Source organism: Pseudanabaena sp. PCC 9330, assembly GCF_055795045.1.
Genome location: NZ_JAYFES010000112.1, coordinates 18,981 through 45,631, shown reverse-complemented (window position 1 = coordinate 45,631; position 26,651 = coordinate 18,981). Strand labels below are relative to the sequence as shown.

27 protein-coding genes and 1 pseudogene are annotated in these 26,651 nt (G+C 57.3%); 22 read left to right on the top strand and 6 right to left on the bottom strand.

Translation table 11 applies throughout. The features are described from left to right. Window positions 1-428 precede the first annotated feature (428 nt). From AC0QKW_RS16685 to AC0QKW_RS16640, 10 genes are all read left to right on the top strand, one after another. Window positions 429-800, top strand: coding sequence for an ArsR/SmtB family transcription factor (locus tag AC0QKW_RS16685; protein ID WP_473152215.1), 372 nt, complete (start codon window positions 429-431; stop codon window positions 798-800). Window positions 801-839: 39 nt separating this feature from the next. Next, window positions 840-2,228, top strand: a complete 1,389-nt coding sequence (gene atpD / locus AC0QKW_RS16680; protein WP_473152214.1) for a F0F1 ATP synthase subunit beta — start codon at window positions 840-842, stop codon at window positions 2,226-2,228. Next, window positions 2,228-2,617, top strand: coding sequence for a F0F1 ATP synthase subunit epsilon (locus AC0QKW_RS16675; RefSeq protein ID WP_473152216.1), 390 nt, complete (start codon window positions 2,228-2,230; stop codon window positions 2,615-2,617). The genes atpD and AC0QKW_RS16675 overlap by 1 nt, the downstream gene beginning before the upstream one ends. Continuing rightward, window positions 2,614-2,931 (top strand): AtpZ/AtpI family protein, encoded by a 318-nt coding sequence (locus tag AC0QKW_RS16670; protein WP_473152213.1) that lies wholly within the window; start codon window positions 2,614-2,616, stop codon window positions 2,929-2,931. The genes AC0QKW_RS16675 and AC0QKW_RS16670 overlap by 4 nt, the downstream gene beginning before the upstream one ends. A 39-nt stretch (window positions 2,932-2,970) precedes the next feature. Next, window positions 2,971-3,285 (top strand): N-ATPase subunit AtpR, encoded by a 315-nt coding sequence (locus tag AC0QKW_RS16665; RefSeq protein WP_473152212.1) that lies wholly within the window; start codon window positions 2,971-2,973, stop codon window positions 3,283-3,285. Window position 3,286: 1 nt separating this feature from the next. Then, on the top strand, window positions 3,287-3,991 hold the full coding sequence (locus AC0QKW_RS16660) for a F0F1 ATP synthase subunit A (RefSeq protein ID WP_473152211.1): 705 nt from the start codon (window positions 3,287-3,289) through the stop codon (window positions 3,989-3,991). After that, window positions 3,988-4,257 carry a F0F1 ATP synthase subunit C gene (locus AC0QKW_RS16655; protein WP_473152210.1) on the top strand — a complete coding sequence of 90 codons (270 nt, stop codon included), beginning with the start codon at window positions 3,988-3,990 and terminating at the stop codon, window positions 4,255-4,257. The genes AC0QKW_RS16660 and AC0QKW_RS16655 overlap by 4 nt, the downstream gene beginning before the upstream one ends. A gap of 1 nt (window position 4,258) precedes the next feature. Then, complete coding sequence (locus AC0QKW_RS16650) at window positions 4,259-5,068, top strand: F0F1 ATP synthase subunit B family protein (protein WP_473152209.1); 810 nt, start codon at window positions 4,259-4,261, stop codon at window positions 5,066-5,068. Then, window positions 5,028-6,584: an alternate F1F0 ATPase, F1 subunit alpha gene (locus AC0QKW_RS16645; protein WP_473152208.1), complete on the top strand. Its 1,557-nt coding sequence runs from the start codon at window positions 5,028-5,030 to the stop codon at window positions 6,582-6,584. Before AC0QKW_RS16650 ends, AC0QKW_RS16645 begins: the two co-directional genes overlap by 41 nt. Window positions 6,585-6,682: 98 nt before the next feature. After that, window positions 6,683-7,642 (top strand): F0F1 ATP synthase subunit gamma, encoded by a 960-nt coding sequence (locus AC0QKW_RS16640; RefSeq protein ID WP_473152207.1) that lies wholly within the window; start codon window positions 6,683-6,685, stop codon window positions 7,640-7,642. A gap of 409 nt (window positions 7,643-8,051) precedes the next feature. Here the strand turns inward: AC0QKW_RS16640 and AC0QKW_RS16635 are convergent, their stop codons facing one another. The 3 genes from AC0QKW_RS16635 to AC0QKW_RS16625 are packed head-to-tail and all read right to left on the bottom strand — an operon-like array spanning window position 8,052 to window position 10,393. After that, on the bottom strand, window positions 8,052-8,585 hold the full coding sequence (locus AC0QKW_RS16635; protein WP_473152206.1) for a DUF1349 domain-containing protein: 534 nt from the start codon (window positions 8,583-8,585) through the stop codon (window positions 8,052-8,054). Window positions 8,586-8,597: 12 nt separating this feature from the next. Further along, window positions 8,598-10,052, bottom strand: coding sequence for a serine hydrolase (locus AC0QKW_RS16630; protein ID WP_473152205.1), 1,455 nt, complete (start codon window positions 10,050-10,052; stop codon window positions 8,598-8,600). A gap of 44 nt (window positions 10,053-10,096) precedes the next feature. After that, window positions 10,097-10,393, bottom strand: coding sequence for a hypothetical protein (locus AC0QKW_RS16625; RefSeq protein WP_473152204.1), 297 nt, complete (start codon window positions 10,391-10,393; stop codon window positions 10,097-10,099). A 170-nt stretch (window positions 10,394-10,563) separates the two neighbouring features. Here AC0QKW_RS16625 and AC0QKW_RS16620 point away from each other — a divergent pair, with 170 nt between their 5' ends. From AC0QKW_RS16620 to AC0QKW_RS16605, 4 genes are all read left to right on the top strand, one after another. Further along, window positions 10,564-11,115 (top strand): GNAT family N-acetyltransferase, encoded by a 552-nt coding sequence (locus AC0QKW_RS16620; protein WP_473152203.1) that lies wholly within the window; start codon window positions 10,564-10,566, stop codon window positions 11,113-11,115. Further along, complete coding sequence (locus AC0QKW_RS16615) at window positions 11,112-11,582, top strand: GNAT family N-acetyltransferase (RefSeq protein WP_473152202.1); 471 nt, start codon at window positions 11,112-11,114, stop codon at window positions 11,580-11,582. The genes AC0QKW_RS16620 and AC0QKW_RS16615 overlap by 4 nt, the downstream gene beginning before the upstream one ends. A 20-nt stretch (window positions 11,583-11,602) precedes the next feature. Then, window positions 11,603-11,914, top strand: coding sequence for a cupin domain-containing protein (locus AC0QKW_RS16610; RefSeq protein ID WP_473152201.1), 312 nt, complete (start codon window positions 11,603-11,605; stop codon window positions 11,912-11,914). Window positions 11,915-11,981: 67 nt separating this feature from the next. After that, window positions 11,982-13,391: a sensor histidine kinase gene (locus AC0QKW_RS16605; RefSeq protein ID WP_473152200.1), complete on the top strand. Its 1,410-nt coding sequence runs from the start codon at window positions 11,982-11,984 to the stop codon at window positions 13,389-13,391. Window positions 13,392-13,470: 79 nt separating this feature from the next. Here the strand turns inward: AC0QKW_RS16605 and AC0QKW_RS16600 are convergent, their stop codons facing one another. The 3 genes and pseudogenes from AC0QKW_RS16600 to AC0QKW_RS16590 form a co-directional block, all read right to left on the bottom strand. Continuing rightward, entirely contained in the window at window positions 13,471-13,911 is a 441-nt protein-coding gene (locus AC0QKW_RS16600; RefSeq protein WP_473152199.1) for a GNAT family N-acetyltransferase, read from the bottom strand. A 189-nt stretch (window positions 13,912-14,100) separates the two neighbouring features. After that, window positions 14,101-14,763: pseudogene (locus AC0QKW_RS16595) on the bottom strand (response regulator). Between the two features lie 627 nt (window positions 14,764-15,390). Continuing rightward, window positions 15,391-16,626, bottom strand: coding sequence for a winged helix-turn-helix domain-containing protein (locus tag AC0QKW_RS16590; RefSeq protein WP_473152198.1), 1,236 nt, complete (start codon window positions 16,624-16,626; stop codon window positions 15,391-15,393). Between the two features lie 123 nt (window positions 16,627-16,749). Between AC0QKW_RS16590 and AC0QKW_RS16585 the strand changes: the two genes are divergently transcribed. The 8 genes from AC0QKW_RS16585 (at window position 16,750) to AC0QKW_RS16550 (ending at window position 26,103) form a co-directional block, all read left to right on the top strand. Continuing rightward, the gene (locus AC0QKW_RS16585) at window positions 16,750-17,244 is read left to right on the top strand and encodes a permease (protein ID WP_473152197.1); all 495 of its coding nucleotides are present in this window, start codon (window positions 16,750-16,752) and stop codon (window positions 17,242-17,244) included. Window positions 17,245-17,303: 59 nt separating this feature from the next. Next, entirely contained in the window at window positions 17,304-18,875 is a 1,572-nt protein-coding gene (locus AC0QKW_RS16580) for an MFS transporter (RefSeq protein WP_473152196.1), read from the top strand. Window positions 18,876-18,897: 22 nt separating this feature from the next. After that, window positions 18,898-19,671 (top strand): 7-alpha-hydroxysteroid dehydrogenase, encoded by a 774-nt coding sequence (hdhA, locus tag AC0QKW_RS16575; protein ID WP_473152195.1) that lies wholly within the window; start codon window positions 18,898-18,900, stop codon window positions 19,669-19,671. Between the two features lie 201 nt (window positions 19,672-19,872). Further along, complete coding sequence (locus AC0QKW_RS16570; protein WP_473152194.1) at window positions 19,873-20,664, top strand: SDR family oxidoreductase; 792 nt, start codon at window positions 19,873-19,875, stop codon at window positions 20,662-20,664. Further along, complete coding sequence (locus AC0QKW_RS16565; RefSeq protein ID WP_473152193.1) at window positions 20,657-22,633, top strand: alginate export family protein; 1,977 nt, start codon at window positions 20,657-20,659, stop codon at window positions 22,631-22,633. The genes AC0QKW_RS16570 and AC0QKW_RS16565 overlap by 8 nt, the downstream gene beginning before the upstream one ends. Before the next feature lie 30 nt (window positions 22,634-22,663). Further along, a complete protein-coding gene (locus AC0QKW_RS16560) occupies window positions 22,664-23,269 on the top strand; it encodes a hypothetical protein (protein ID WP_473152192.1) in 606 nt (201 codons plus the stop codon). A gap of 10 nt (window positions 23,270-23,279) precedes the next feature. Continuing rightward, complete coding sequence (locus AC0QKW_RS16555) at window positions 23,280-23,561, top strand: hypothetical protein (RefSeq protein WP_473152191.1); 282 nt, start codon at window positions 23,280-23,282, stop codon at window positions 23,559-23,561. A gap of 22 nt (window positions 23,562-23,583) precedes the next feature. Next, window positions 23,584-26,103: an alpha/beta hydrolase gene (locus AC0QKW_RS16550; RefSeq protein ID WP_473152190.1), complete on the top strand. Its 2,520-nt coding sequence runs from the start codon at window positions 23,584-23,586 to the stop codon at window positions 26,101-26,103. Window positions 26,104-26,651: the final 548 nt, after the last annotated feature.

Genomic DNA, 26,651 nt, shown 5'->3' with positions numbered 1-26,651 from the left:
GCTCGTCTGTAAATATCCTTCGCGGTTTTTGGGTCATCTGAACATTCTCCTTCGTTATCGACTCTTCGGGAATGTCCTCTTTTTCGAGGCAAGGTCAGTGCGCGGTAGGGGCGTTGTCGGGTTCATCACAGTCCTCCTGTGTTGATGTTCACCCAGGTAGACGACGAAGTTGCAAAAAGGACGCAAAAGTTGCAAAAACCCTTGGCCTTGTACCCAATCAAGGAATTGCCAGGGAACGACTTTTTAGCCCATTCCTATGATGAGCTACATCATCATTTCGACGTCGATCAGGCCACTCTGCAAGTAGAACGAGGGGATGACCAGTTTTTCTGCCGCCTAGAGTCCGACGATCATGCTTGAGTACATATGCTTATCACAAAATATTTCAATAGTTATTGAACTATTGAACAGAGCGGTATGGTTGAACCATGGAAAGAGATGCAGCCACCACCATTTTTGAATCACTCTCCTCCGGCGTGCGGCTCGATGCCTTTCGGCTGCTGGTGAGGAAGGGGTCGCAGGGCATGGTAGCGGGGGATATTGCGATCGCCCTCAACGTGCCGCCCAGCAATCTCTCCTTTCACCTCAAGGCGCTGACCCAGGCTGGACTATTGACCGTAGAACAGGAGGGGCGATTTCAGCGCTATCGGGCCAACACGGCGTTGATGCTGGACTTGGTGGCCTACCTGACAGCGGAATGTTGCGTGGATAGTCTGAGTCAATGCCCGAGCGCGTCTGCGATATCAATGGGCTCAGGCGCGGCACAACCGGCAACGGCTCTGGCTTCGGGGCCGCCATGAACCACCGCTGAGGTAGAGGTAAGCAGAAGGAGTACCCCCATGTCGAACCCAGTCGAGCCACCCAGCAATAGCGGTTCCGTGGTGTCGGTGCGGGGCAGTGTGGTGGATGTGCAGTTTCCTGAGCGCTTGCCCGGATACCTGAATCGGCTGAATGCCGGGGATGATGGCAGCGTCGTAATTGAAGTGATTGCCCATTTGAATGCAGAAGTGGTGCGCGGCATTGCCCTCACCCCCACGTCGGGGTTGGCGCGGGGTGCGCCCGTGGTTGATTTAGGCCATCCCCTTCAGGTACCGGTCGGAAAACCCTTGCTGGGCCGCATGTTCAATGTGTTTGGCACCCCCATCGACAAGCGCGAGCCCCTGGAGGAGGTGGCGTGGCGATCGATCCACCAGGCGGCGGTTCCGCTGATGCAGCAGTCTACCCAGTCAGAAATTTTGGAGACGGGCATCAAAGTGATTGACGTGCTGGCTCCCATCGAGCGCGGCGGCAAAACGGGTCTGTTTGGCGGGGCAGGGGTAGGCAAAACGGTGCTGATCACCGAAATGATTCACAATATGGTGAGTCAGCACCAGGGCATTAGCCTGTTTTGCGGCATTGGCGAGCGCAGCCGCGAGGCGGAAGAACTCTACCACGAGATGCAGGCCGCCGGGGTGCTCGACCAAACGGTGATGGTGTTTGGGCAAATGAACGAGCCGCCCGGTGCCCGGTTTCGTGTCGGCCATGCGGCCCTGACCATGGCGGAATATTTTCGCGATGACGCTCACCAAGATGTGCTGCTGCTGATCGACAATATTTTTCGATTTATTCAGGCGGGGCAGGAAGTGTCGGGTTTGATGGGGGAACTGCCCTCGCGGGTTGGCTATCAGCCGACCTTAGCCACGGAGCTGGCCGCCCTAGAAGAGCGCATTAGCAGCACCACCACCGGAGCCATTACCTCGGTGCAGGCGGTATATGTGCCCGCCGACGACTTTACCGACCCGGCGGCGGTGCATACCTTTGGCCATCTGTCGGCCTCGATTGTGCTGTCGCGCAAGCGGGCTAGCGAGGGCTTTTACCCAGCGGTTGACCCCCTGCGGTCGAGTTCCAAGATGCTGATGCCTGCGATCGCCGGCCAGCGCCACTACGCCACCGCCTTGGCTGTGCGTCAAACCCTGGCCACCTACGACAAACTCAAAGACATGATCGCCATGCTGGGGATGGCGGAGCTGGCGGCGAGCGATCGCCAGATTGTCTACCGCGCCCGCCGCCTAGAGCGGTTCCTCACCCAGCCCTTCTTTTCCACCGAGCAATTTACCAGCAAGCCGGGACGGCTGGTGCGGTTAGAGGCCGCGCTGGCGGGGTGCGATCGCATTCTCAACGACGACTTTGCCGACTACCCCGAAACGGCTCTCTATATGATTGGCGACATTGGGGAGGCGAAACCGTGATGCACCTACAAGTCATGCAACCCACCGAAATCCTGATCGATCAAGCGGTCGCCAAAATCACCGCCGAGGGGCAAGACGGTGGCTTTTGTCTGCTGCCCCAGCATGTCGATCTGGTTGCCGCCCTGGTGCCTGGCATTCTCGCCTTTGAGCTAGAGGGTGGGGAAGAGGTGCTGCTGGCGATCGATGACGGCATTTTGGTCAAGCAGGGAGTCTCGGTACGGGTGTCGGTGCGTAATGCCGTGCGGGGTGACCATCTGGAAGCCCTACAACAGGCAGTGCAGCAGCAGTTTCGCCACCTCGATGAGCGCGAACAACAGGCCCGCCATACCCTGGCCCATCTAGAAACCAGTTTCATCCGCGAGTTGATCGACCTGGGAGGCAGCCCATGAAGCCCTCGAATCCGTCAGGCCAGGAAAATTCTGAGCGAGACCCCACCGCCTTTGAGCAGCAGGTGAAGGCAAAGTCGCAGCGTAAAGCGCAGGCGCGGCGGGAGGGCGATCGCAGCATTTGGTCGGGCCTCGGCCTGTTTGGCATGGTGGGTTGGTCGGTGATGGTGCCGACCTTGCTGGGCATTGCCCTGGGTCGCTGGATCGACCACCGCTGGCCCAGCCCCTACTCCTGGACGCTGATGCTGCTGTTTATCGGCCTAGTGCTGGGCTGCTGGAGTGCATGGCACTGGATTCAGCAGGAGCAAGAAAGATAAGGTTGTCTACTTTAAATCAAACGTTTAAGGAGCATCAATATGAATCTTTTTGTTAACACCTTACTTCCTGATCTCTTCGCATTTCCTATTGGCTTTACGTTAGGGCTCTTTTACTTCAGCTTTTTGTGGTTTACTGTGCAGCGATTGGTGAGCAGTCCCCACCCGGTATTGCTCATGGTTAGCAGTGGGTTGGCGCGGTTAAGTGTGGCGCTGCTGGGGTTTTATTTAATCGTAGGTGGCCATTGGGAACGGTTGCTGATTGCCCTGGCCGGTTTTTTAGTCGCCCGCACTTTGCTCATAGCCCGCTGGAAACCGCAAACCTCCCTAGCCGACCTTTTGGCTCTGGAGGATTGAGATGGAGATCAGCCCTGACAACATCATTTACTTTGCTCGATCGCCTGTGGTGATCAACGCCACCCTGGTCTTTACCTGGCTCACCATGGCCTTGCTGGTCGGGGTTTCGGCCTGGGTAACGCGACACCTCTTAATGGCTCCCCCCTTGCCGAGCTGGCAAAATGTTTTAGAACTCTTGGTAGACGGCATCTACCAGCAAATCAAAGACATTACCCAGCAAGACCCAGAACCCTATTTGTCCTTTGTGGGAACGCTGTTTTTGTTCATCGTCACCGCTAATTTGCTGGCGGTGGTGCCGGGTTACCAGGCTCCAACCGGCTCCCTATCGACAACCACAGCCCTAGCGCTCTGCGTGTTTGTGGCGGTGCCCATCTATGGCATTCGTCAACAAGGCTTAGGGCGCTACCTCAAGAGCTACCTAGAACCCAATCCGATCATGCTGCCCTTTCAGATTATTGGCGAATTTTCGCGCACCCTGGCCCTGGCAGTGCGGCTGTTTGGAAATATCATGAGCGGCAATTTATTGGCGGCCATTTTGCTGTCGCTGGTGCCGCTGTTTGTGCCCATAGTCATGCAGGTTTTGGGTCTGGTATTTGGCATTATTCAGGCCTACGTCTTTGCGGTTTTAGCGCTGGTATATATTGCCTCGGCCACCAGCGCACAACAGTGCCCTCAACCTCTTTCTACCCAGGAGAACAACCCATGAGCGATTTAGCATTAATCGGTGCCGTAGCGATGGTAACGGCAGGTTTGACCATTGCCATTGGCTCCATTGGCCCGGCCCTAGGCGAGGGCATGGCGGTGGCGCGGGCCTTGGGGGCGATCGCCCAGCAGCCCGACAAAACGAACACCATTACCCGCACCCTATTTGTGGGTCTAGCCATGGTCGAATCGACCGCCATTTACTGCCTGGTTGTGTCGATGATTTTGCTGTTTGTCAATCCGTTTTGGAATCACTTTTTGGGGAACTAAGGTGCTAATTAACTGGTTCACCGTCTTCGCCCAGATTCTCAACTTTTTGATTTTGGTGGCACTGTTGCGGTGGGTTCTCTACAAACCCATTCTCAAGGTGATGCATAAACGCCAGGCGCTGATTGAAGAGCGCTGGCAAGAGGCCGAGCGCCTTCAGGCCGAGGCCCAGCAGGCGCTTGTGACCTACCAGCAGCAGCAGCAAGACCTCCAGCACCAGCGGGCCCAGTTGCTGACCGAGGCCCATGCCGCCGCCGACCGAGAACGCCAACACCAATTAACCCAGGTGCGCCAAGAGATGAACGCCCAGCGCGCCGCTTGGCAAGCTGATCTGCACCAGGAGCAAGCGGCGTTTTTGCGCACCCTGCGGCAGCAGGTGATTCACCAGACCACGGCGATCGCCCGTCAGGCCCTGGGCGATCTGGCCAATGCCGATCTAGAGCGGCAGATGGTGGGCGTGTTTTGCGATCGCCTGCACCACCTCGACCCGGCTCAACACCAAGCGATCGCCCAAGCCCTGACCCAAGGCGACCAGTCGATCCTGATTCGCAGCAGTTTTGAGCTGCCGCCTGACCTGCGCCAGCAGCTCATTGACACCCTGCACGCCCAGTTTGCGATCGCCCAGCCCATCGACTTTGCCACCACCCCCAGCCTGCTCTGCGGCATCGACCTCAAACTCGCCGGACAGGAAATTGTCTGGAGCCTAGACACCTACCTGCACACCCTAGACCAACGCCTCTCCACCGCCCTCACCCACGAAGAAACGACCCACCATGACCCCCATCTCTCAGCAGGTGCAGGCTGCCTGCACTGAGGCTTGCGCCACCATAGAACAGGTTTTAGCCGACTATGCCGCCCCCCTGGTGCTGCGGGAGACGGGTCTGGTGCAGTCGGTGCGTCCCGGCATCGCGCGGATCACGGGGTTGCCCGGCGTGCGGGCCGATGAGCTGGTGTGCTTTCCTCGGGCGGGGGTAGGCTCAGGTGGGGAGCCATTGCTGGGCATTGCCTTTAACCTCGACCCCGATGAGGTCGGCGTAATTTTGCTGGGCGACAGTCAGTACCTGCAAGCGGGCGATGAGGTCTACCGCACCGAGCGGGTGATGGATGTGCCCGTGGGCGAGGCGCTGCTGGGGCGGGTGATCACGGTCATGGGGCAACCCCTAGATGGTCGCGGCGCGCTGGATATTGCCGAACGCCGCCCGGTGGAGCGAGAAGCTCCGGCCATTCTCGATCGCGCCCCGGTCACCGTGCCTCTGCAAACCGGGCTGAAGGTCGTGGATGCCCTGATCCCCATTGGGCGGGGCCAGCGAGAGTTGATTATCGGCGATCGCCAGACGGGCAAAACGGCGATCGCCATCGACACCATCCTCAACCAAAAAGACCAGGATGTCCTGTGCATCTACTGCGCCATTGGCCAGCGATCGGCGGCGATCGCCCAAGTGATCGCCACCCTGCAAGCGCAAGGCGCGATGGACTACACCATTGTGGTGGTCGCCGCCGGGCAAGACCCCCTGGGCCTGCAATACATCACCCCCTACGGGGCCACCACCATGGCCGAATATTTCATGGAGCAGGGCCGCGATGTGCTGATTGTCTACGACGACCTCACCCACCACGCCCGCACCTACCGCGAACTGTCGCTGCTGCTGCGTCGCCCTCCCGGTCGCGAAGCCTACCCCGGCGATATTTTTTACCTGCACTCGCGGCTGCTAGAGCGCGCCACCCACCTGAGCGATGATCTGGGCGGCGGCTCCATCACCGCCCTACCGATCATCGAAACCCAGGCCCAAAACCTCTCGGCCTACATTCCCACCAACTTGATCTCCATCACCGATGGCCAGATCTACCTCTCCCCCGAGCTGTTTCAAAAGAGCATTTTTCCAGCGGTGGATGTGGGCAAATCGGTCTCCCGCGTGGGTGGCAAAACCCAGCTCCCTGCCTACCGCTTCGTCGCCGGAGACCTGCGCCTCTCCTATGCTCAATTTCAGGAAGTTGAAGTCTTTGCCCGCTTTGGCACCCAGCTCGACGAGCAAACCCAGCAAACCCTCGAACGCGGCCGCCGCATCCGCGAAGTGCTAAAGCAGCGCCAGTCGCAGCCCCTCGCCGCCGCCGAACAAATCGCCATTCTTCTGACTGTCACCAGCGGCTGGCTCGATGCCGTACCCCTCAACCAGGTGGATGAGACCGAACGGCAGGTGGCCCAAGCCATGACCGGACAATTGCCCGATCTGTGCGATCTGATTCACAGTGGCGGGGCACTGACAGAGGGCGATCGCGATCGGGTATTGGCCGTGCTGTCGGCAGCCCTGGCGGTGGGTTACGGCCCATGACGTTACCGAGAACCGCAAAATCTGGGCAAGCCTAACCCACTCTACGGGGCTATCATCCCCATCCCCCCATCCCCCCATCTCTCCATCCCCCCATCTCCATGCTCACCCTCGAAGCCCTTCAAACCCAAATTCACAGCATCGAAGACCTCCAGGCCGTGGTCAGAACTATGAAAGCCCTGGCCATGGTGAGCATTCGCCAGTACGAAAAAGCCAGAACCGCCCTGACCAACTACAACACCACAGTTGAGCTGGGGCTTCAGGGGTTACTTCACCACCGCCGCTTTTCTGAAGATTCCGCCGGGCTGCTTCCCTTCGCGGATTCATCTCAAAAACAGACATGGGTAGGAGTGATTGTATTCGGGTCTGACCACGGCCTCTGTGGTCAGTTCAATGAGCAGATTGCCGCCTATACCCTAACGCAACTGCATCAGCGCCACATTCAGCCCGATCGCTGCCTGGTCGCTGCCGTAGGAGCACGGCTAATACCTTATCTAGAAGCTGCTAAACAGCCTGTTCAGCAGCTGTTTGCCCTCCCCAGTTCCCTGGCGGGAACTCCTGGGCTCATTCAAGATCTGCTGCTGGCAATTGAGCAGTGGCGCTTTCCCCAAAATGCTGTCCAAAGTTCTCCGATAGACGAGCCAGCAGACAGCCCCTGCCCTGCTATGGGTCAAATTCTTCTGTTCTATAACCAGTCACTTTCAGCCACCACGTTTCAACCCGTCACCCTGCAATTGCTGCCCCTTGATCGCACCTGGCTGCACCAGCTAGAGCAACGCCCCTGGCAATCCTCCGCCTTGCCCATGGTAGGCACCCACTGGCAGCCGCTATTTTTAGCCTTGGTTCGTCAATACCTGTTTGTCTCGCTCTACCGCGCCACCGTCGAATCTCTAGCCAGTGAGAATGCTGCCCGACTGGCTTCAATGCAGGCGGCTGAAAAAACCATTGAAGAACGCCTCGCAGACCTCAATGCCGACTATCGTCAGCAACGCCAAAATGCGATTACCGGAGAACTCCTCGATATCGTGGCGGGATTTGAGGCCTTGGGAACCAATAGCTGAGGTTAGTCCTTGACTGACAAGGACGCAGTGTTAGAGCGGCTTGCTCAACAGCCCAAGTTTCCAGGAACCATTACTTCGGAGATGGCACCAGCCTCGACTTAGCGTTTCAACTCGACCTGACAAGAGCGATGAGAGATTCGCATCGCCTGGTCCAACAATCGCTGAGCCTTATAGCGTTGGCAATATTCTCTGCCTAAGAATAGTCTCCGCTCAGGCCGCATAGTTGCCTGGTCTAGTTGCCCGCGCCGCAACCAGCCTCCCAATCTCTATCGCAGAATCTTTCGTGAAAAGTTCCAAAAATTGTCCTACGCAGAGTAGGACAATTTCTCCCCGGTTGCATCAGCGCAAGCCAGATCGGCTAGTTGAGCGCGTAGGCAACTATTCAGCGCACCATTCTACATATCTGCGACTAAGCCCGCACCACATAATTAGCAAAGGTGACGGTAAATCCTGCTCCCTCTGGAGATGCGCCCATGATCCCCACCTGAAGGGCAGGCGAGTCACGAAAATAGGTCAGCCGAAACGGCCTGAAGTCTCCTGTTTCATCCCGGTAAAATATCTCGATCGCATCGCCCCGCCGCTCTAGTCGCAGCCTTAGTGCTTCAGGGGCTTGCGGTAAGGCCATTCTCGACCAGTCAGAATAGTCGTGGGTGACAACGGCACTGAGGTTTTGCACCCCATTGACGTACTCAATTCCAGCCTTAATCCAGTGGTGGTCGTCAGTGCGCACCATCAGCCCAGCCTGGTCGTAGAGGTCGCGGTATTGCCCCCGGATGGTGACCTCGGCCACGAAGTCTCCGGCAATAGTTTCGTAGAAAAAGTGGCCGCTGTGGCGGATAAAACCGTAGTGGGTGACCCGCCAAAAATCGGTCTGGGGTGCGGTGGTGAGGGTGATTTGTTGATCGGTTTGCGCCCACTGGGGCGGTTCATTAAGCCATTGCATCGGGTTGTCCTGTTAATTTACACTGGGAGCCACGGTATTTTGGCCGCTCTGAATCAGGGTCAGGCTCTCCACCGCGCCGCTGGCGGCGGGGTTAAAGACGATGCGCAGTTCTGGGGCAAGGGCAAAGAACTCGGTGTCAGAGGCGGGGTAGAGGGCGATCGCCGGTTGTCCTGTGCCCTGGGCATACAGTTGCCCATCCTTAACGGTGATCGTGATCTGAAACTCCGGAGCAAACTGGTAGGTACCCACGTAGCGCTCCAGCACCGCCCTATCTACCGTCACCGTGTCCAGGGCCTGGGGCAGCGCGTAGGGTTCGCCCAGCAAAATAGAGGCTAGACCCGCCGAAATCTGCTCAGGGTTAATCGATTCCACATTGCTGAGCACCACGATGGTGGCGTCCTGGTCTGGCAAGTACAGCAGGCTGCTGACAAAGCCGCTGATACCGCCGCCGTGGCCAATGCGGGGTTGGGCAGACTGGTTATCAATCACCAGCCCGTAACCGTAGGAGAGATCTGGAGCCTCCACAATGCCAAGGGATACCTGAGGCGTGGTCATGGCGGCGATCGCAACCTCACTTAAAACAGCCCGATCGCCGGGGATATTGCCAAACAATGCCTGGTTCCACCGCGCCAGATCGCCCACGGTGGAATATAGCCCCCCCGCCCCCTGGGCCGCGGTGGGGTGGGTGGAGGGCACGCTCTGATAATCCTGGGCGTTGCCCCGATAGCCCTGAGCTAGGCCAGGCACGGGCGGCGGCTGATCGTAGCCGGTGTTCTCCATCCCCAACGGCGTCAGCAAATTGTCCTGCACATAGTCGCCGTAGGACTGGCCCGACACCGTTTCAATCACCTGGCTCAGCAGCACATAGCCGGAGTTGCTGTAGCGGTGCTGGCTGCCCGGCTCAAACTCTAGGGGCAAGTCCCGAAAGCGGGCGATTAGCTCGTCGAGAGTAGCGGGCTGCTGCATCCATTCAAAATAGTCGGGGACACTGGTGAAGTTGGGCAGTCCGGCGGTGTGGGTGAGCAGGTGGTGCAGGGTAATGGTCTCGTTGGGGTAATCGGGTAGGTAGGTGGCAACGGGGGCCTGCACGTTCAGCAAACCCCGGTCTTGCAGCTGGAGAATGGCGGCAGCGGTGAACTGTTTGGTTACCGAGCCAATGGGAAAGCGGGTGTCGAGGGTGTGGGGAATCTGCTGTTCTAGATCCGCCAGACCATAGGCCCGGCTCAGCACGGTTTCGCCATCGCGCACCACCAGCACGGTGCCCATAAACTGCCGGTGGTCGGCGTGGGCCTGGACAAAGGCCTCCATTTCAGCGGCGAGGGCGGTGGTGAAGGCAGCGGAAAGTTCTGGGGATGGGGTCATGGCAGCGGGTTGGAGCAGGGGGGACGGGGCGGCGGTGGATGCGATCGCCTGGACTGGGCAGAGGACCAGGCAGAGGGCCAGGCCTAAACCTAATTTAGACAGCATAGGATTACGTTCCTTGGGTAAAAAAATGAGGATGCGGGGGTTGGCTAGTTCGTTTGAATGCAGGTGATGGCCGCTTGGGCCACCCCACCGCTGCGATCGACGCAGGGCCGAGCCACGGACGCTGCTGGGGCGGGACGGCTCAGCGCTGGGGCAGGGGTAGTAGAGCTTGGATAGATGTAAGGCGACGCCTCGCCCTGGGCGACAAACCAGAGCAGTGCCGCTCCGGCCCCGCCACCGATGAGAAAAAATAGCCCGACCTCTAACCCCGCCGCCCAATTGAAAGCTCTAGCCGGAGAACGATGAGGACGTATCGGACGACGGGAGCAGTTGGTTAATAGCATGGGGCTGGGCTTGAACTCGACCCTCACACCGTAGGCGAGGCAACCGGGGCGCTCCTACCTGCTATTGGGTATCGCCCTGGAGGGTTTGATCTCCCCCAACTGGGTGAGTCTGATCGTGGGAAGCCCCCGCGCCGTCTTTCCCCTTAGGCTCAAACCATCACCCCTTGGCGATGCCGATCATGTTTTTCTACCCCATTACCAACTCGCTTAGCCTGCGGCCTTTGAGCCTAGCCGATGCCGACGAGCTGTTTGCTCTGACTGATGACAACCGAACTTACCTGCGCCAGTGGCTGCCCTGGCTGGATACGGTGAAATCTGCCGACGATACTCGCCGCTTTATTCAGTCTTTTTTGCGCCAGTGGGCCGAGAACCGGGGCTTTGGCGCGGCGATTTGCCACCACGGTGCGATCGCAGGCATCATCGGCTACAACCACCTCGACGGTGCCAACCAGGTCGGCACCATCGGCTACTGGCTGGGGGAAGCCCACCAGGGCCAGGGGTTAATGACGGCGGCCTGTCGCGCTCTGGTGGACTACGGCTTTACCGGGCTGGGGCTAAACCGTCAGATGATTGCCTGCGCCACGGAAAACCACCGCAGCCGACGCATTCCTGAGCGGCTGGGCTTTCGCCACGAGGGCACCCTGCGCCAGGCAGAATGGCTCTACGATCGCTACGTCGATCACCACCTCTACAGCTGCCTCAAACAGGACTGGCAGCCATGAGCCTTCGCCCCTATCGCTCCCAAGATTGTGAGGCGGTGTTGGCAGTGTGGCACCAGGCCGCGACCATCGCCCACAGTTTCTTGCCTGCTGACCACTTTGCCCAAGAGCGCATTGCCATTGCTACCCAATACCTGCCAATGGTCGAAACTTGGGTATACGAACACCAGGGGCATATCGTGGGGTTTGTGTCTTTGCTCAATGCCGAGGTGGGCAGCGAGGTGGGCGGTCTGTTTGTCGCTCCCTATTGGCAGAGGCATGGCGTGGGCCGAGCCCTGCTGGATCACGCCGTGGGGCTAAAAGGGGCGCTAACGGTGGCCGTCTTTGAGCAAAATGTCATGGGGCGGGGCTTTTATGCTCGCTATGGCTTTGGTGAAACCGGGCGATCGCGCCACGGCGATACCGGGCTGATCCTGGTGCACATGCAGTATTCTTTTCCCCGTTCACCCGATCAACCCAAGCAACCTTAACATCGACAATTCAGTGACCTATGGACATCATCACTGCTAAATCGTTCACCTCTGATCACCCCTGGGGTGCGCTCGATATCGCCACCATGAACGGCATAACTATCCGCCTGCACTGGACAGATCAGCCTTACCAGTGGCATGTCAATGACGGCGAAGAGGTGTTTGTGGTGCTGGATGGGGCGGTTGACATGCACTACAAACGAGACGGCGCGGTGCAGGTAGTACGGCTCAACCCTGGCGATATTGCCTTTGCCTCGGAAGGCACCGAACATGTCGCCCATCCCATCGGGGAAGCTCGCATTTTGGTGGTGGAGCAAGAGGGCAGCCCTTAGGCGGTTAATCTCCCAACCCTCGGCATCCCTACAAGACGGCCTCCCTCACCCGTCCAGAGCCCCAGCTATGATTTCCATTACCTATCACTGGCAACGCCTGACTCAGTTTTTGGCCCACTCCCCAGGGCTTGGGGCCTCGATATCCAAGGAGTATTACACCTGGCGGCAGCAGTTCATTCGCGATCGCCTTCAGCTGGCCATCTGGATTGCCCTGGGGTTTTTGGTGATTATTGCGGGGCTCAACCTGGGGATGCTCTTGCCCGCCATGGAGCGCAGCGGCGAGGTGGATGAATTTCTCAATAGTGAACGGTTTTGGTTGCTGATCTGGGCGCTGTTGATCACTCCAGCCCTGGGATTGATAATGACCTGGCTGATGCTGCGCTACGTACTGCCCATACACCGGGTTAAGGCTGCATTTCTGGGGTATTCGATTGCCCTAGTATGGGTGCCACAGATCTACTTCACCCTGCAGGGCGAAGCCTTCCTAGACTTTGGCGTCTGGCTAATTTTCTTTACCCTCCAGGCCCTCTTGATTCCCGTGAAATGGACCTGGCATTTGCTTTCCCAGGGGTTAGCGTTGGGGCTACTCATGGCCTCGGCTACAGTCTTCAACCTCAGGGTTGTCGATATCCCTGAGGGCATGGGCTGGTTAGCCTACCTGTTGTTTTTTGCCATCGCCACCAGCTTCTTTTTTTTGCTGGATCTGGGGGTTTATTTGTACGAGCGTATGCTGCTACGCGAATTTGAGCTCCGGCAGCGGCTCCGGCTATTTCTCCATGCCGTCTCCCACGACCTGCGCAACCCGGTGCTGGGACTGGCCATGGTGCTCAAGAGTTTGGCCAAAACAGAGGGGGACACCGTACCCCTGCCACGCCCGGTACTGGAGCAGATGCTCGCCAGTAGCGATCGCCAAATCCAGTTCATTGACTCGCTACTGGAGGTGCATGCAGCAGAGGTGCACGGACTGGTGCTGCACCGTCAGCCCATGGCACTACAGGATCTGGTGGAGTCGGTGCTGGCGGATTTTCAGCCCTTTTTTGAACAGCACCGAGCGATCGTTCAGGTCAACTTCCCTTCGGATTTGCCCTTGGTGGATATCGACCCGCTCCAGGTGCGGCGGGTGTACGAAAACCTGATTGCCAACGCCCTTAATTACAACCCAGCTGGTGTCATCCTCACCCTGGGGGCCGCCGCCCTCCGGCTCCCGTCTGCCCCGCGAGGTGTCGCATTGGAGCCCCAGGGGCTGCGCTGCACGGTACATAACAATGGGGCTGAAATGACAGCGGAGCAGTGCGATCGCATTTTTGACCTCTATACCCGTGGCCCCAACCGCCGCCAAACCCTAAGCCTGGGCTTGGGACTCTACATTTGCCACCAAATTGTCACGGCCCACGGCGGCGAAATTGGGGCAATCAGCCCCCCAGGGCAGGGGGTAACGTTTTGGTTTACCCTGCCCAAGGCTCAGACCAAGCTATGACCCCGGCATGGTTTACCGAGGTCGGACATAGCAGACAGTGAGCCTGCGCACAGGCCCACTGTCTGCTTACCCGCCAAACTTATAGGCTCAATGAGTAATGGTAAAACTCCGTATCTCGCACATAGCCCCGCCCCTCGTACAGAGCCTGAGCAAAAGTATTGGTGACCTGGGTTTCCAGCACCATGCGGATCGCGTCACTGTCACGGGCAAAGGTCTCCGCTGCCTCGATCAAGCCCCTGGCAACGCCCTGGCCCCGGTAGGCTTCTGCCACAAACAGGTCATTCAAAATCCAGATGGGTTTCATCGACACCGACGAAAAGCTGGGGTAAAGCTGGGTAAAGCCCACCAGGTCACCTCCAACCATCGCCCCCAAAATAGTCGAATCGCCCTTTGTCAAACGTTCTTGCAAAAACCGCCGTGCCGCCGCCAGGTCGGAGGGCTGCTGGTAAAACACTCGGTAGCCATCAAACAGCGCTGCCAGATCCTCCAGATAGGCCAAACTTGCGACCACAATCTCCATCCACTCTCTCCTTAGTAAAAAGCCCTGGCCTACCTGCGGTTGGGCGCAATTCGCAAAGTGCTCCCCGAGGGAGTCGCAGGGATGGCTGGGCGGTAACGGCTTCATCCTAGGGGAGCATCATGGCGGGCCACTTCCCCCAGGTCGCGCATCCAGTTGGGTGGAATGGGCCGGTACGCACCGCTGCCTGTCTTAGTCCACCAGCCCCCAGCGCACAGCGGCTACAGCAGCCTGCACGCGATCGCTCACCACCAGCTTGTTCATAATTCCCTTTACGTAGGTCTTCACCGTATTGGGGCTGAGGTAAAGCCGTTCACCAATTTCGGTATTGCTTAGGCCTTCAACAATCAGCTGCAACACCTCCAGCTCACGGCCCGACAGCAGCCCATCCGCCTAGGGGCCAGCCTTGGGCCGCACTGTGGCCAAGTTTTGCACCACCGTTTGAGCAACCTTTGGATCCAGATATGCCGCCCCAGAAGCTGCTACCTGAATGGCGTTGATCAGGGCATTGACCTCGGTACCCTTGATGCAGTAGGCATCGGCCCCGCTAGAGAGAGCGGCAATCACCTCGGTATCGTCGGTGTGGGAGGTCAGCATCACCACCCGCAGGCCAGGGGTGGCAGCCTTAATCGCCTGGGTGGCCACAATCCCATCCATCCCTGGCATACCCACATCCATCAGCACCACATCGGGGCAGAGTGCTGCCGCCTGCTCAACGCCCTGTCGTCCGTCGCTGGCCTCTCCCACAATAGTTAAGTCGGGGTAGCTCCCTAACGCCGCCGTCAGCCCCAGCCGCATCATGGGGTCATCATCCACAATCAGCAGCTTGATTGAACTCGCAGATGCAGATGCCATAGCAGTTGCAGAAAAGTCAGATTCAATCTTAGCCGCGAAGAATGTTGATGATTCTCTTAGAGGTCTAGGATGTGGGCAACCCTGCTAAAACCGGCAATATAGAGAGCTGTCTCCCCTAGCCTGATTAGTTGACTCAAGCATTATCTGCTTACCCTCGTCTGCGGTGTAGTCATCCAGCACCCGAGAGTGGCTTCCGTTAAAGCTGCAGATTGGCTGAGTAGTTACCCGCGCCGCAACCAGCATCCCAATCTCCCTCAGCGGCTCTTTCGTGAAACGTTCCGAAATTTATCCAACGCGATGTTGGACAATCATCCTCTAGCTGCATCGGCGTCAGCCAGATCAGCTAGCTGCGCGCGCAGGCAATTACTCAACCCACAAGCCTTCATCAGGTTAAGGCCCTTGGCCACTCGGCTCATCGATAGTCATCTCAGCTACCTCCCCACAGTGCCATTCTGCCTATTCAAAGTCGATATTTCAGGAAACAAGTTGATTGCAGGCGGTCTAACGGCTCATAGGATTAGCTGCTGCTGAAGTTTATGGGTAGTCCTGAGCGTTTGGCCTCAAGCTGAAACAGACCCATACATACGCTGAGCGACAGAAAACCAATGCTGTACCTTGCCACTACATCTATAGACCATAACTTTCTTTCCGGGGAAAAATTCCATCGGTTACCCACCGAGTTACGTCGAAGGTTGTTCCTGTTAGCTTGATCATTTTGCCGTCCGCATCAAACAGAGGACCTCCTCGGGCATTGATGTACCGAATCTCGCCATCGTTGGCCCGCACAATCCGCAGGTTGGCTTCAAAGGCCTCCCCTCTGGCGGCCGGCTGTCGAATAGCCTCTTCGTGCAATTGTCGATCATCGGGGTGAATTAGGCGCAACGATTCTTCGTAACCGGGCGTTGGCCCTTCGGGAGACAGCCCGTGAATCAGAAATAACTCCTCAGTCCAGTAAATCTCCCGAGTGTGAAAGTCAAATTCCCAGGAGCCAATTTGGGCGACCTGTTGAGCGGTACGTAACATGAGTTCTGAACGTCGCAGTTGGGCTTCAATCTGCTTGCGTTGCTCAATTTCCTGCTGCAAGCGGGCATTGGCAGTCATCAGTTCTTGCCAAAGATTGGCGGTGATATTGTCCATCATCAGTTCTGGCATGGGTGCTCCCCGCTGCAAGGGTTTGGTGCCAGGATCGTAGGCCGGGTTTAAGCAGTACCCCTGGCCGTAGTGGGTTTGAATCAAATCGTTAGCCCCCACCTGCTCTAGCTTGCGGCGAATGCTGCGGATGTGGCTTTTGATCGTGGCGTCGCTGGGAATTTCGTCGTCTAGGGTCCACAGGCGATCGCCGATTTCACTGCGGGCAAACATCTGCCGGGGATGGCTCAGTAACAGCTCCAGGAGTTGATATTCTTTGCGATTCAGTTTCAGCTCCTGCCCCTGACAGGTGAACCGCCGAGCGGTGGGGTCAAGCAATAGTGGCCCCCAAGAGAGGGCCGGACTGGCACGACGCACCCCCCGCCGAGCTAGGGCTCGCAGTTGGGCCAGCAGTTCTGGCTCGTGAATAGGTTTAATCAGGCAGGCGTCTGCGCCGTTATCTAAACCCTGAATGCACGTTCCGGCAGCAGTAGGCTCAATGATCAGCAAAATTAGCACCGGGTTGCCCACATCACGCAAGCGTTGGCACAGGCTCAGCCCATCTAGCTTGGGCAAGAGAGCCTCCATCAAAATCACGTCGTACATAAAGGCTTGCAGCAGATCCCAGGCTGCTTGGCCATCGGTGGCGGCATCAACAATTAAATTGTGGCGAGATAAATCTTTGTGCAGCTGTTGTTGCAAAAGTTTATCGGATGAAACCAGCAGAATTTTCATGATCCAAGGGAATGGATTGAACAATCCAAGGGGGCACCCCTCGATATTACACAAACTTTTTACCTTTTGATGCCATGCTCTTTATCGACTAGCTGATTAAGCTCTCTTCGCTAGGGCAATGTGATGATTTATGTCTCCAGTCATGTCAAAGATTTAATTCAAAAAGATGCCCTGATCAGTAGCATTTCCAATGCAGTGATTAATGGGGTGATTGGCTGGTTCATGTTTCGCGGGAAAGAGGCTCTACCCCTCACGGTTGACACCATATCAGCCCATGAAAAAACGGTGTTCTCCACGGGAGTGATGACAGCCTTTATTCTGTCGGTCATTTTGGGGATAATTGCATTTTTTACCTTTGGCAAGAAGGCGCGAAGCCTACAGCTAGCAGCACCAGAACTTTTAAATCGTCCTTTCTTTTTCTTTGGCGTCAGAACCGTTTTGTTTTACTCGCTGTTTGCCTTTGGTACAGCTGCATTGGTGGCCCTGTTTGTGCAAAAGTTTTTAGGCACTATTCTGGTCACGCCGCTGGCTGGAGCCATTTTGTTAGGAGCCATCGCAGGCATTGCGGCCTGGTTTATCAATGCAGCCGTAATGAGAGCCATGCTACGCCCTGAATAAATTCTTGAACCGATTTTCAGCCTGATGAATCGGCCCTCTACTGCTTGTTAGGGATTACTATGTCAGTCTCGACATCGACTCAGTCTCGCGACCCAAACCGATGGATGGTTCTAGTGGCCTGTATTGTTGCAGTGCTCATGGTCGCCATTGATGCCGGAATTTTGAATTTAGTGGTGCCCGCCATCCAAAAGGAGTTTAATCCGTCCCAGGCAACGATTGGCCTGATGTCTAGCATTTCTACACTGATGCTAGCGGCCTTCATTTTGGGAGGTGGCACCCTGGGAGATTTGTATGGGCGACGGCGATTTTTACTGATTGGCACCGGCGGTATTCTGTCAGCGGCAGTTTTATCGATGGTAGCCTCTACCCCTGAGGCGCTAATCGGTATTCGCGCTTTAGACGGAATCTTTCAGGCCTTGGTTAACCCCCTGGCGCTGGCGATTCTAACAGTTACCTTCGATGCGGAAGAGCGGCCCAAAGCTCTGGGCATTTACGGGGCAGCATTGGGGATTATGGGCGGTCTTTCCTCCCTAGCCGTTCAGTATTTAAATCAAACCCTGGGCTGGCGATCGGTGTTTTTGCTGGTGATCGGCCTGGCATTATTAACCCTGTTTCTCATGCTGCGGTTTGTGGCTGAAAGTAGGGCTGGCGGACAGCGAAAACTCGATTGGGTAGGAATTCTGCTCTGTACTGCTGGACTATTTTCTCTGGTGTATGGCATTAGCCAGGCCAGTGGAACAGGGGGATTTTTCAGTTCTGTGGTGTTGACTCCTGCCCTGTTAGGACTGGCTATACTCGCCCTTTTTGTCTGGTGGGAATCGCGGGTTGAATTTCCAGCCTTAGAGCTGTCTCTATTTCGAGAATCAGCCTTTTCGTTGGGGTGTTTGCTGGTTTTACTGCTGGCGTTTGCCCAAACCGGGGTATTCTTTCACCTCTCCAATTACTTCCAGGTTTTGTTGCAGCAGTCCCCGGTGCAATCGGCGATGATGTTGCTGCCGCTGACCCTGTCTATATTTGTCTTCAGCATTCTGGCTGGCACCCTTGTGGCCAAGTTTACGGTGCGATCGCTGATGGTTATAGGCACAGCTTTCTTTGCCCTGGCGCTGCTGTTGTTCTCTCGCTGGCTCAGCCCTGAGTTGACCCTGGGGACGATGCTGCTGCCCATGGTGTTGTTTGGGGCGGGCTATAGCGTAGCTAATGTGCCCCGGATGAATGCACTGCTGAGTTCGGCCCCGCCCAACCTGGCGGGTATTGCCTCTGCAACCAACAATGCGGTCATTCAATTTGGCAACGCCTTGGGAGTGGCGGTGTCTATTGCGTTAGTGACCACCTTTGGGCGCAATTACTACCTGGGCGAATTAACCAATGCCGGACTCAACGATGAGCAAATTGCCAAAGTTAATGACCTGTTGAAGCGGATTTTGAGTAGCGATGTGCCCTCTATTTCGGCCCAATTTGCCATTCCCCAGACCCAGTTAGAAGGCTTGGTTGGCAATTACCAGGTCGCCTTTACCACAGGGGTAAGTCAGATGTTTTTGGTGGCGGCTGGGATGTTTCTACCGATGCTGCTGCTGCTGTGGTTTGGGCTGCGCCCCCAGCGTACACCCAAGGGCCAAAAGCTTGACGTTTGAAATTGAAAGAACCGGAGAAATTATGACTTTAGCTGTACTGGATGCCTTTAAGCTCGATGGCCAGGTGGCCATTGTCACCGGCGGCGGGGCTGGTATTGGCCAGGGCATTGCTGAACTCTTTGCCCAGGCTGGTGCCGCCGTTGTCGTCAGCGATTTGAAAGAAGAGACTGCCGCTGCGGTGGCCGACAGCATCAATGCCAGCGGTGGCAAGGCGGTGGCGGTGGCCTGCGACGTCACCAATGATGAGGCTCTGGCGAATTTGGTAGAGGTTGCCGTTTCCAACTTCGGCAAGATCACCATTCTGGTCAACAACGCTGGGGGCGGCGGCCCCAAGCCCTTTGATATGTCGATGGACACCTTTATTTGGGCCTACAAACTCAATGTGTTTTCGGTGTTTCATCTCTGCCAACTGTGCGCTCCTCATATGGAAACTGCCGGAGGTGGAGCCGTTTTGAATATCTCCTCCATGGCTGGAGACAACAAGAACATCAACATGGCCTCCTACAGTTCTTCTAAGGCGGCGGAGAGCCATCTGACCCGCAACATTGCCTTTGATTTGGGGCCTAAAAATATTCGGGTGAATGCGATCGCCCCCGGTGCCATCAAAACCGATGCCCTGGCCACGGTGCTAACGCCCGATATCGAAAAGGCCATGCTGAAGCATACGCCCTTGGCCCGGTTGGGAGAACCCAGCGACATTGCCTATGCGGCCCTATTCCTCTGCTCTCCGGCCTCCAGTTGGGTGAGTGGCCAGGTGCTGACCGTCAGCGGCGGCGGCGTACAGGAGTTGGACTAAACGCCCTTTAGCGGTCTGTATCCCCTCCTGGGAGGGGCCAGGGGTGGGTTAATCCTGGCAATTGAACCCTCACCCATAGCTGGCAACTTTTTCGCATTCAAGGCTTTGACCCACCCCGCCCTGCGGGCACCCCTCCGAGGAGGGGACTGCTTAGCCTGCCTTCTATCCACTTTTTTTACCACCACAATCGGAGAACACCCTATGGCACTCGATATTTTTTCCCTCAAAGATTACGTCGTTATCGTCACCGGAGCCGGTGGAGCGATTGGCGGGGCCACCGCTGAAGTACTGGCCGAAGCCGGGGCCAAGGTGGTGCTTTCTGACCTAAATGGGGAGGCTGCCCAGGCCAAAGCCGACGAAATTACCCAAGCCACCGGACAGGAAACCCTGGCCCTCAAAACCGATGTCACCGACGAAGCCCATCTGCAGGAACTGGTGGATGCCACCCTGAACAAATTCGGCAAAATTACCGCCCTGATTAACAACGTCGGTTGGGGCGAGTACACCCCCCTCTGGGGCGTCAGCACCGACTACATGGTGAAGTCCTACATTCTCAACACCGTCAGCAGCTACAACCTGACCAAGCTCTGCATGCCCCACCTCAAAAAAGAACCCAACGCCTCGGTGACGTTCTCGGGTTCGATGGTCGGGGTCAGCCCTTCGCCAGAATTTATCTCCTACAGCAATGCCAAGGCGGCTCTGATCAACATGGTGCGCAGCATCGCCGCCATGAGTGGGCCGGAAGTACGCTGCAACACCATCGTCATCGGCTCGGTGGATAACGGGGCGGCCACTCTGGATGCGGGCTACGACGAAGCCATGCTAAAGCGCCTGGCCGATGCCTTTGTGATGAAGCGGCGGGGTGTACCCCGCGACATTGCTCACGCTTTTAACTACCTGGTCTCCCCTGCCGCCAGTTGGGTGACGGGCATTGAACTGCGGGTTGACGGCGGTGGTTCTTACAAGAGCAAAATGCCGACTAGCGATGACTAAAGGTTTGTTTCTCTGGCATTGCGGCAAGTTGACCTGGGCTGCGACCTCGGTGCTGTCCCTGCTGGGTATGGCAACCGCAGGTTGGGCCCAGCAGGCTCTGCCCGTTACTCTGCAACCGGCGGACTCGTTGGGAACTGTTCAAGGACTGTCTACCCAGGCCGAGGATCTGGCCTCTCCTGAATGGGGGTTACCGGCTGGGCGGGAAGGGGCGATCGCGCTTGAGCCTGCGGAGTCCAACCTTTCCGACCATTCGGAGGCGGGAAATGACGCTGGATTAGAACGGGTGAGCGATGCCTCCCCAACGGAAGACCCCAATGCGGGGTTGCGAATTCCACCGGCTTTTGGGGAAGGCTTGCCCATTGAGCAGGTGTTTGTCTACCTTCGCAACCCAACGGGCGACTCGGCCCAGGATGAGGCTTTGCAGCAAGAGGTGGCGGCCACCTTTGGCATTCAGGCCGGGGGCAACTTTAGCTCCCTGTTTGCCGATCAGGGGTTGAACCAGGTGCAGCGGTTGCCCTTTGTGCAGTCGGCGGAGTACCGCCTGTACGAGTCTACCCGTCCCGGCACAGTCATTCTGGCGCTGCTGGTAACGCTCCAGCCAGCGCAGCCGGAAACCCCGACCGCCCAGCTACCTACGGGTATGGTGGTGAGCGGCAGCTTTGCAGACTTTCCGACGCTGTACCAGAGCGATCGCGCCCTGGCCAAAATTACCCTCAATGGGGGTTTGGGCGTCTTCAGCGATACCAATCCCTGGTTTGGCCGGGCCGACGACTTTGTTGCAGGCCCTTACCAACCCACGGGCACCGTGACCTGGGGCGAGGCTTACCTAGAACCGGGGCTGGCGGGCATTACTCGCCTGGGCAACTGGCCCCTCTATATTTACGGCGCTGGCTCCTACACTCTGTCGGGCACCCTGCAACCCGACATCTTCCGCACCGACAACCGCCTCTACGGCGCGGTGGAAGACCTCTACGGCGGGTTACTCGTGGCAGAACCGGGCAGTCCGTTGGCCTTCAACCTATCGGCGGGGCGACAGATTTTTCAGCTCAACCAGGGTTTTTTGTTTTCCCAGTTCAGCGGCTCGGCCAATGCCCTAGAGCGAGGGGCCAGCTACTCTAACCCCCGCACCGCCTACGATATGACGGTGCTCGCCAACCTGCGGTGGGGCGATTTTCGCCTGCAAGGCTTCTTTTTAGAACCCGACGAACTGCCCATCGCCGACAGCAACACCCAATACCTGGGCACCAGCCTCAGCTACAACAATAACCAGGGCCTAGAAGCCGTCCTGTCCTACATTGCGGTGCCCCAGTCGAACCGGGCCTACCCGTTGCCCAATGGCGATCGCTTCACCCGCGACGGCTTGCAGGTGATCAATCCACGGATACGGCAGTCCACCCTCTTTGGTGTACCGGGGCTGTGGGCCGAAGGAGAGTATGCCTACCAGTTCAGCCAACAACGCCCGATGGCCGCCCACGGGGGCTATCTGTGGCTGGGCTACACAGCTGAGAACGTATCCTGGCGACCCAGCCTTAGCTACCGCTTCGCCGGATTTAGCGGCGACAACCCCAACACCGCCACCTACGAACGCTTCGACCCGCTCCAGGCGGGGGGGCTATCGGACTGGCTCCAGGGCATCAGCCTGGGCAAGCTCTACAACAATGCCAACGGATTTTCCCACCGGGTCACCCTCAGCGCCCAACCCAGCCAAAACCTATCGGTCTCGCTAGATTATTACTACCGCTTCGCCGATGAGTTGAATAATTTAGGCGGCAACGCCGCCCTTTCTACCCTGGGTTCTCACTATATTGGCCAGGAATTTTTGCTGACCACCCGGTATTTTCTATCCCAAAATTTCATGCTTCAGGGGGTGGGTTCTGTGGCCTTTCCGGGCTCTGCCCTGCGGCAGGCAGCGAGTAACGACACCAGCCCCTGGGTCACCCTACAACTCTCACTGTTTATGTTCTTCTAACTCCCCTTTTTAAAAAAGTTGCGGCTAACCATGAATCTAAAAACACCCCTTTTAACGCTGTGCCTGATGGGCTTTGGCCTGTCGTTTCCCTTAAAAGTGGCCGCCGAACCAGTCCTGTTTTCACAACAGGTGGCTCAGCAGGAACCCTCTGAAGATCGTCAATTGCTCCCCTGGCAATTCTCTGCCTCGACATCGGGCAGCTACACGGTTGATTTACCAGGAATTCCCTCAGAACAAACCAGCACCAGTCTTTTACTGGAGCAGGAACTGCGCTGGCAAATGACCTCCGTTACGCTACCGGCGATAGATGAGGCCGATTTATTTGAGTATTACCTGGTGGCCTATGCCGATATTCCCCGCAGTTTACGCTACGAATTTTCTCAAAAAGAGCTGTTAGACGCGGCGGCGGATCAGGTGACCAATGACATTCAGAATGAACAACTCAGCGCCACCCTGGCGATCGAAGAAGTCGCTTTTCAAGGGCTGCCCTCACGGCTGATGACGGCGGAGGGCTGGGGCCAATTTTTAGTCGCGACCCTCAGTATTACCGGCGATCGACTTTACCTGGTGCTGGCCATTGATGATGACCCGGCAAATTTTGAGCACTTTTACAATTCTTTCAGCGTTGTTCCTTAAAAAATACACCATGAAACTTGTTGTCGGCCTAGCCTTTGCTATCCTTACTCTGCCCTTTATTCCTTCCTTAGCATGGGCCAATGAAAGTTTGGGAAACGTGATTCGCGACAGTATCCGCGATGAAATTCGGGATGACATTCGCGACAATGTGCGTCGGGATATTTGCGATCGCCGGGACGAGCGCAACCGAGACCCCGATTTGTGCAACACCCTCGAAGACATCGATCAGTTTCGAGATGACCTGCGCCGGGGCACCAACCGGCTGCGAGCGATTGACGCCATTTTTGATTAGAACCTTCAGCGATTGACGAATCATGCCCCAGCCCACTCGATTCCGCCGCTTTTTGCAAACTGGCCTGGCTACGGCTGCCCTCGCGATCGGCGGTGCGTTGTTCGATGCCGGCCTGCCCCGTCCCGGCTACAGCGCCGAGGAAATTCGCATCAATACCACCGGGCCGCTGGTGTTGACGATCTCGGTTGATGCCCTGGAGACCTTTGCCGAAACCGGAGAAATCACGCCTGAGTTGAAGCTGTACGCTCGCTTTCTCAGTCCTTCTTTGCTGGCGCAACTGCGGACAGGGCTAACCTTCAAACTGCCCCTGGATCTGGTCATGGTCGATAACGTCGCCTATTCTCCCCTGGGGCGAGATGTGCTGTTCAATCTGGGCAAGGTGGTGCAAACGACCAGCGGCGACAATGGGCAAATTGCCCTGCGGGCCGCCGTCATCAACGCCGCCGCCAACGCGGGCCCCGAGGGCTGGACCCTGATCGATGCCCTGCGGGCCTTCCCCACCCAATCCATCGCCATTGACCTGATGGACTTGCTGGCGCTGCGGCGGGAGTTGGCCCTGTACTTTAGCTACAACCGGGCGGCCAATGGGGCGATTCAGGCCCAGGCAGCGGCGGAAGCCAGTACCCAGGCCGACCTAGATGTCACCGGCTTACCCGACCTGAGCCAGCCTGGCCCCTATGCCTTTCAAAAAGCCACAATCACCGTCACCAACCCCGCCACCCGGCAAACGGCGGAGGGGCTGACCGTCAACTATGATTTCGACTCCGATATTTACATTCCCAAGGGGCTGAGCGAGCCTGCCCCCATCGTGATCATTTCCCACGGCTTTGGGGATGTCAAAGAAAGCTTTACGTTTTTGGCCGAGCATCTGGCCTCCTACGGCTTCATCGCCATTATTCCAGACCACGTGGGCAGCGATCTGGCCTACCGCCAAACCTATCTACAGGGGCGGCTAAATACCCTGCTCAGCCCCATGGAGTTTATCAACCGGCCCCAGGAAATTTCGTACCTGATTGACCGGCTGGAAGAACTGACGGCGGAATCGGCGGAGTGGGCTGCGATCGCAGACCCAACCCGCATCGGCGTCGTGGGCGACTCCCTGGGGGGCTCCACCGCCCTGGCCCTGGCGGGGGCCGAAATTAACTACGGTCGCCTGGTAGAAAACTGCGACCAGGAGAACGTCATCTTCAACTTTGCCCTGTACCTTGAATGTCGCGCCCGGTTTTTGCCCCCCCAAAACTACGACCTGAAAGATCCCCGCATCAGAGCCGTCGTTGCGGCCCATCCCCTCGGCGGTGGGCTCTACGGCCCCGAAGGCTTCAGCCAGATCGATGTGCCTCTGCTCATGGTGTCGGGGGGCAATGACATTGTTTCAACGGTGGTGACCGAGCAGATTCACCCCTTCGTCTGGCTACAGACCGAGCCCAAGTACCTGGCCCTGTTTGAAGGGGGCACCCACTTTACCTCCAAGCCGGGGCGGGAGGGGGCCGAGGGCATCTTTAAGCTGCTGGCGGGGGAGCATCGGGATGTGGGGTCTCGGTACTATAAAATCCTCAGTGTGGCCTTCTGGAATGCCTACCTGCGCGATCAGGATGACTTTTTGCCCTACCTGACCGCCCGCTATGGCGCATTCCTTAGCGAAGAGCAGCCCATGGCGGTGGATATTATCTCTGAGCTGTCCGCCAGCCAGCTGGAGGCAGCCTATGGCGGAGCACCGCCTATCCCCGTCATTCCGGCAGCGATCGCCCCCCAGCCCGCCCCTCGCTCAGAAAGCATCCTGGCCGAAATTGCCCGCACCGGGGTGCTCAAGGTGGGCCTGCGCAAAGACGCCGCTCCCTTCGGCTTCATCGATCAAGATGACGCCTGGGATGGCTACTGCGGCGACCTGGCCCTCTCCCTGAGCAGCTACCTGAGCGATCACCTCAATCGGGCTAACCCTGTCCAGGTCGTAGAACTCACCTCTACCCTCGGCAATCGCTATGACCTGGTCAGAGACGACACCGTTCACCTAGAATGCGGCCCCAACACCATCCGCTCGGATGTGGCGGGCATCACCTTCTCCAATACCATCTTTGTCAGCAGTGCCCAATTTCTCACGCGGGCCGGTCAGACAGCAGCGATCAATCCCAGCCTGCCCCTGGCGGGGGTGCGGCTGGGCGTGCTCAGCAACACCACGACGGAACAGTTTGTGCAGACCGCTTACCCGGATGCAGAACGAGTGCCCTTCGCAGGCCCAGAGGGGCGTAACCTGGCCATTCAGGCGGTGGAGCAGGGCGCGATCGATGCCTTTGTCGGCGATGGCATTTTGACCTACGCGGCCCTACAGCTAACAGGCAAACCCCTGGAGGCGTTTGCCCTGACGCCGGAACTGCCCCTAACCTGTGAGTTCTACGGGCTGGTGCTGCCCGATAATGACCCGCAGTGGCGCACTTTGGTCAATCAATACCTGGTTAGCGACAGCGAAAACGCCGTCTCTGCGGAATGGTTTGCCGACCTCTACCCTGCAACCCTCAATCAGGCTGACTTTTGTCTGAATCGGTAGAGTAAACGCAGCCCCAGCCGCAGAGGATAAGATATTTGCGATGTTAAACGCTAGCCACCTCGAAGGTATCAGCTACCGTTATGGCCAACTCTGGAAACGGCATCGAAGGAATGCGATCGCCCCCTCGACACTTCTGGAGCTGATATTCGTAATTGATCAGGATGTATACCGAAACCGTCGGCGTCTTGTGAGCCTCTGGTAGCCATGGCCAAGCTGGGGTAGAAGCGTCGTTGATTGGCGCACAATCTGCCCTGACTTTAGCTGGCAACTCGGGCAGGATCTGGGCTAACCTGTGCACCGATTCTACCCGACTCGTCCCTTACGGTGATGGTTATGTCTGGGAGGACGACGCCTCCAGGCCATGCTGACACGCTGTTACCCTGAGCGGCGAAAAAACCTCATAAACCTCACCCAGCCAATGGTTGGAGGACTTTCAGCCCCAGTACATGTTGGCGCTCTTAGCCCAGCGGGAGTAGCGGTTTTTGATTGGTTGTCCGCGTCTCAAAGCAACACCACAATCTCTTTCAGCAGCTCTTTCGTGAAAAGTT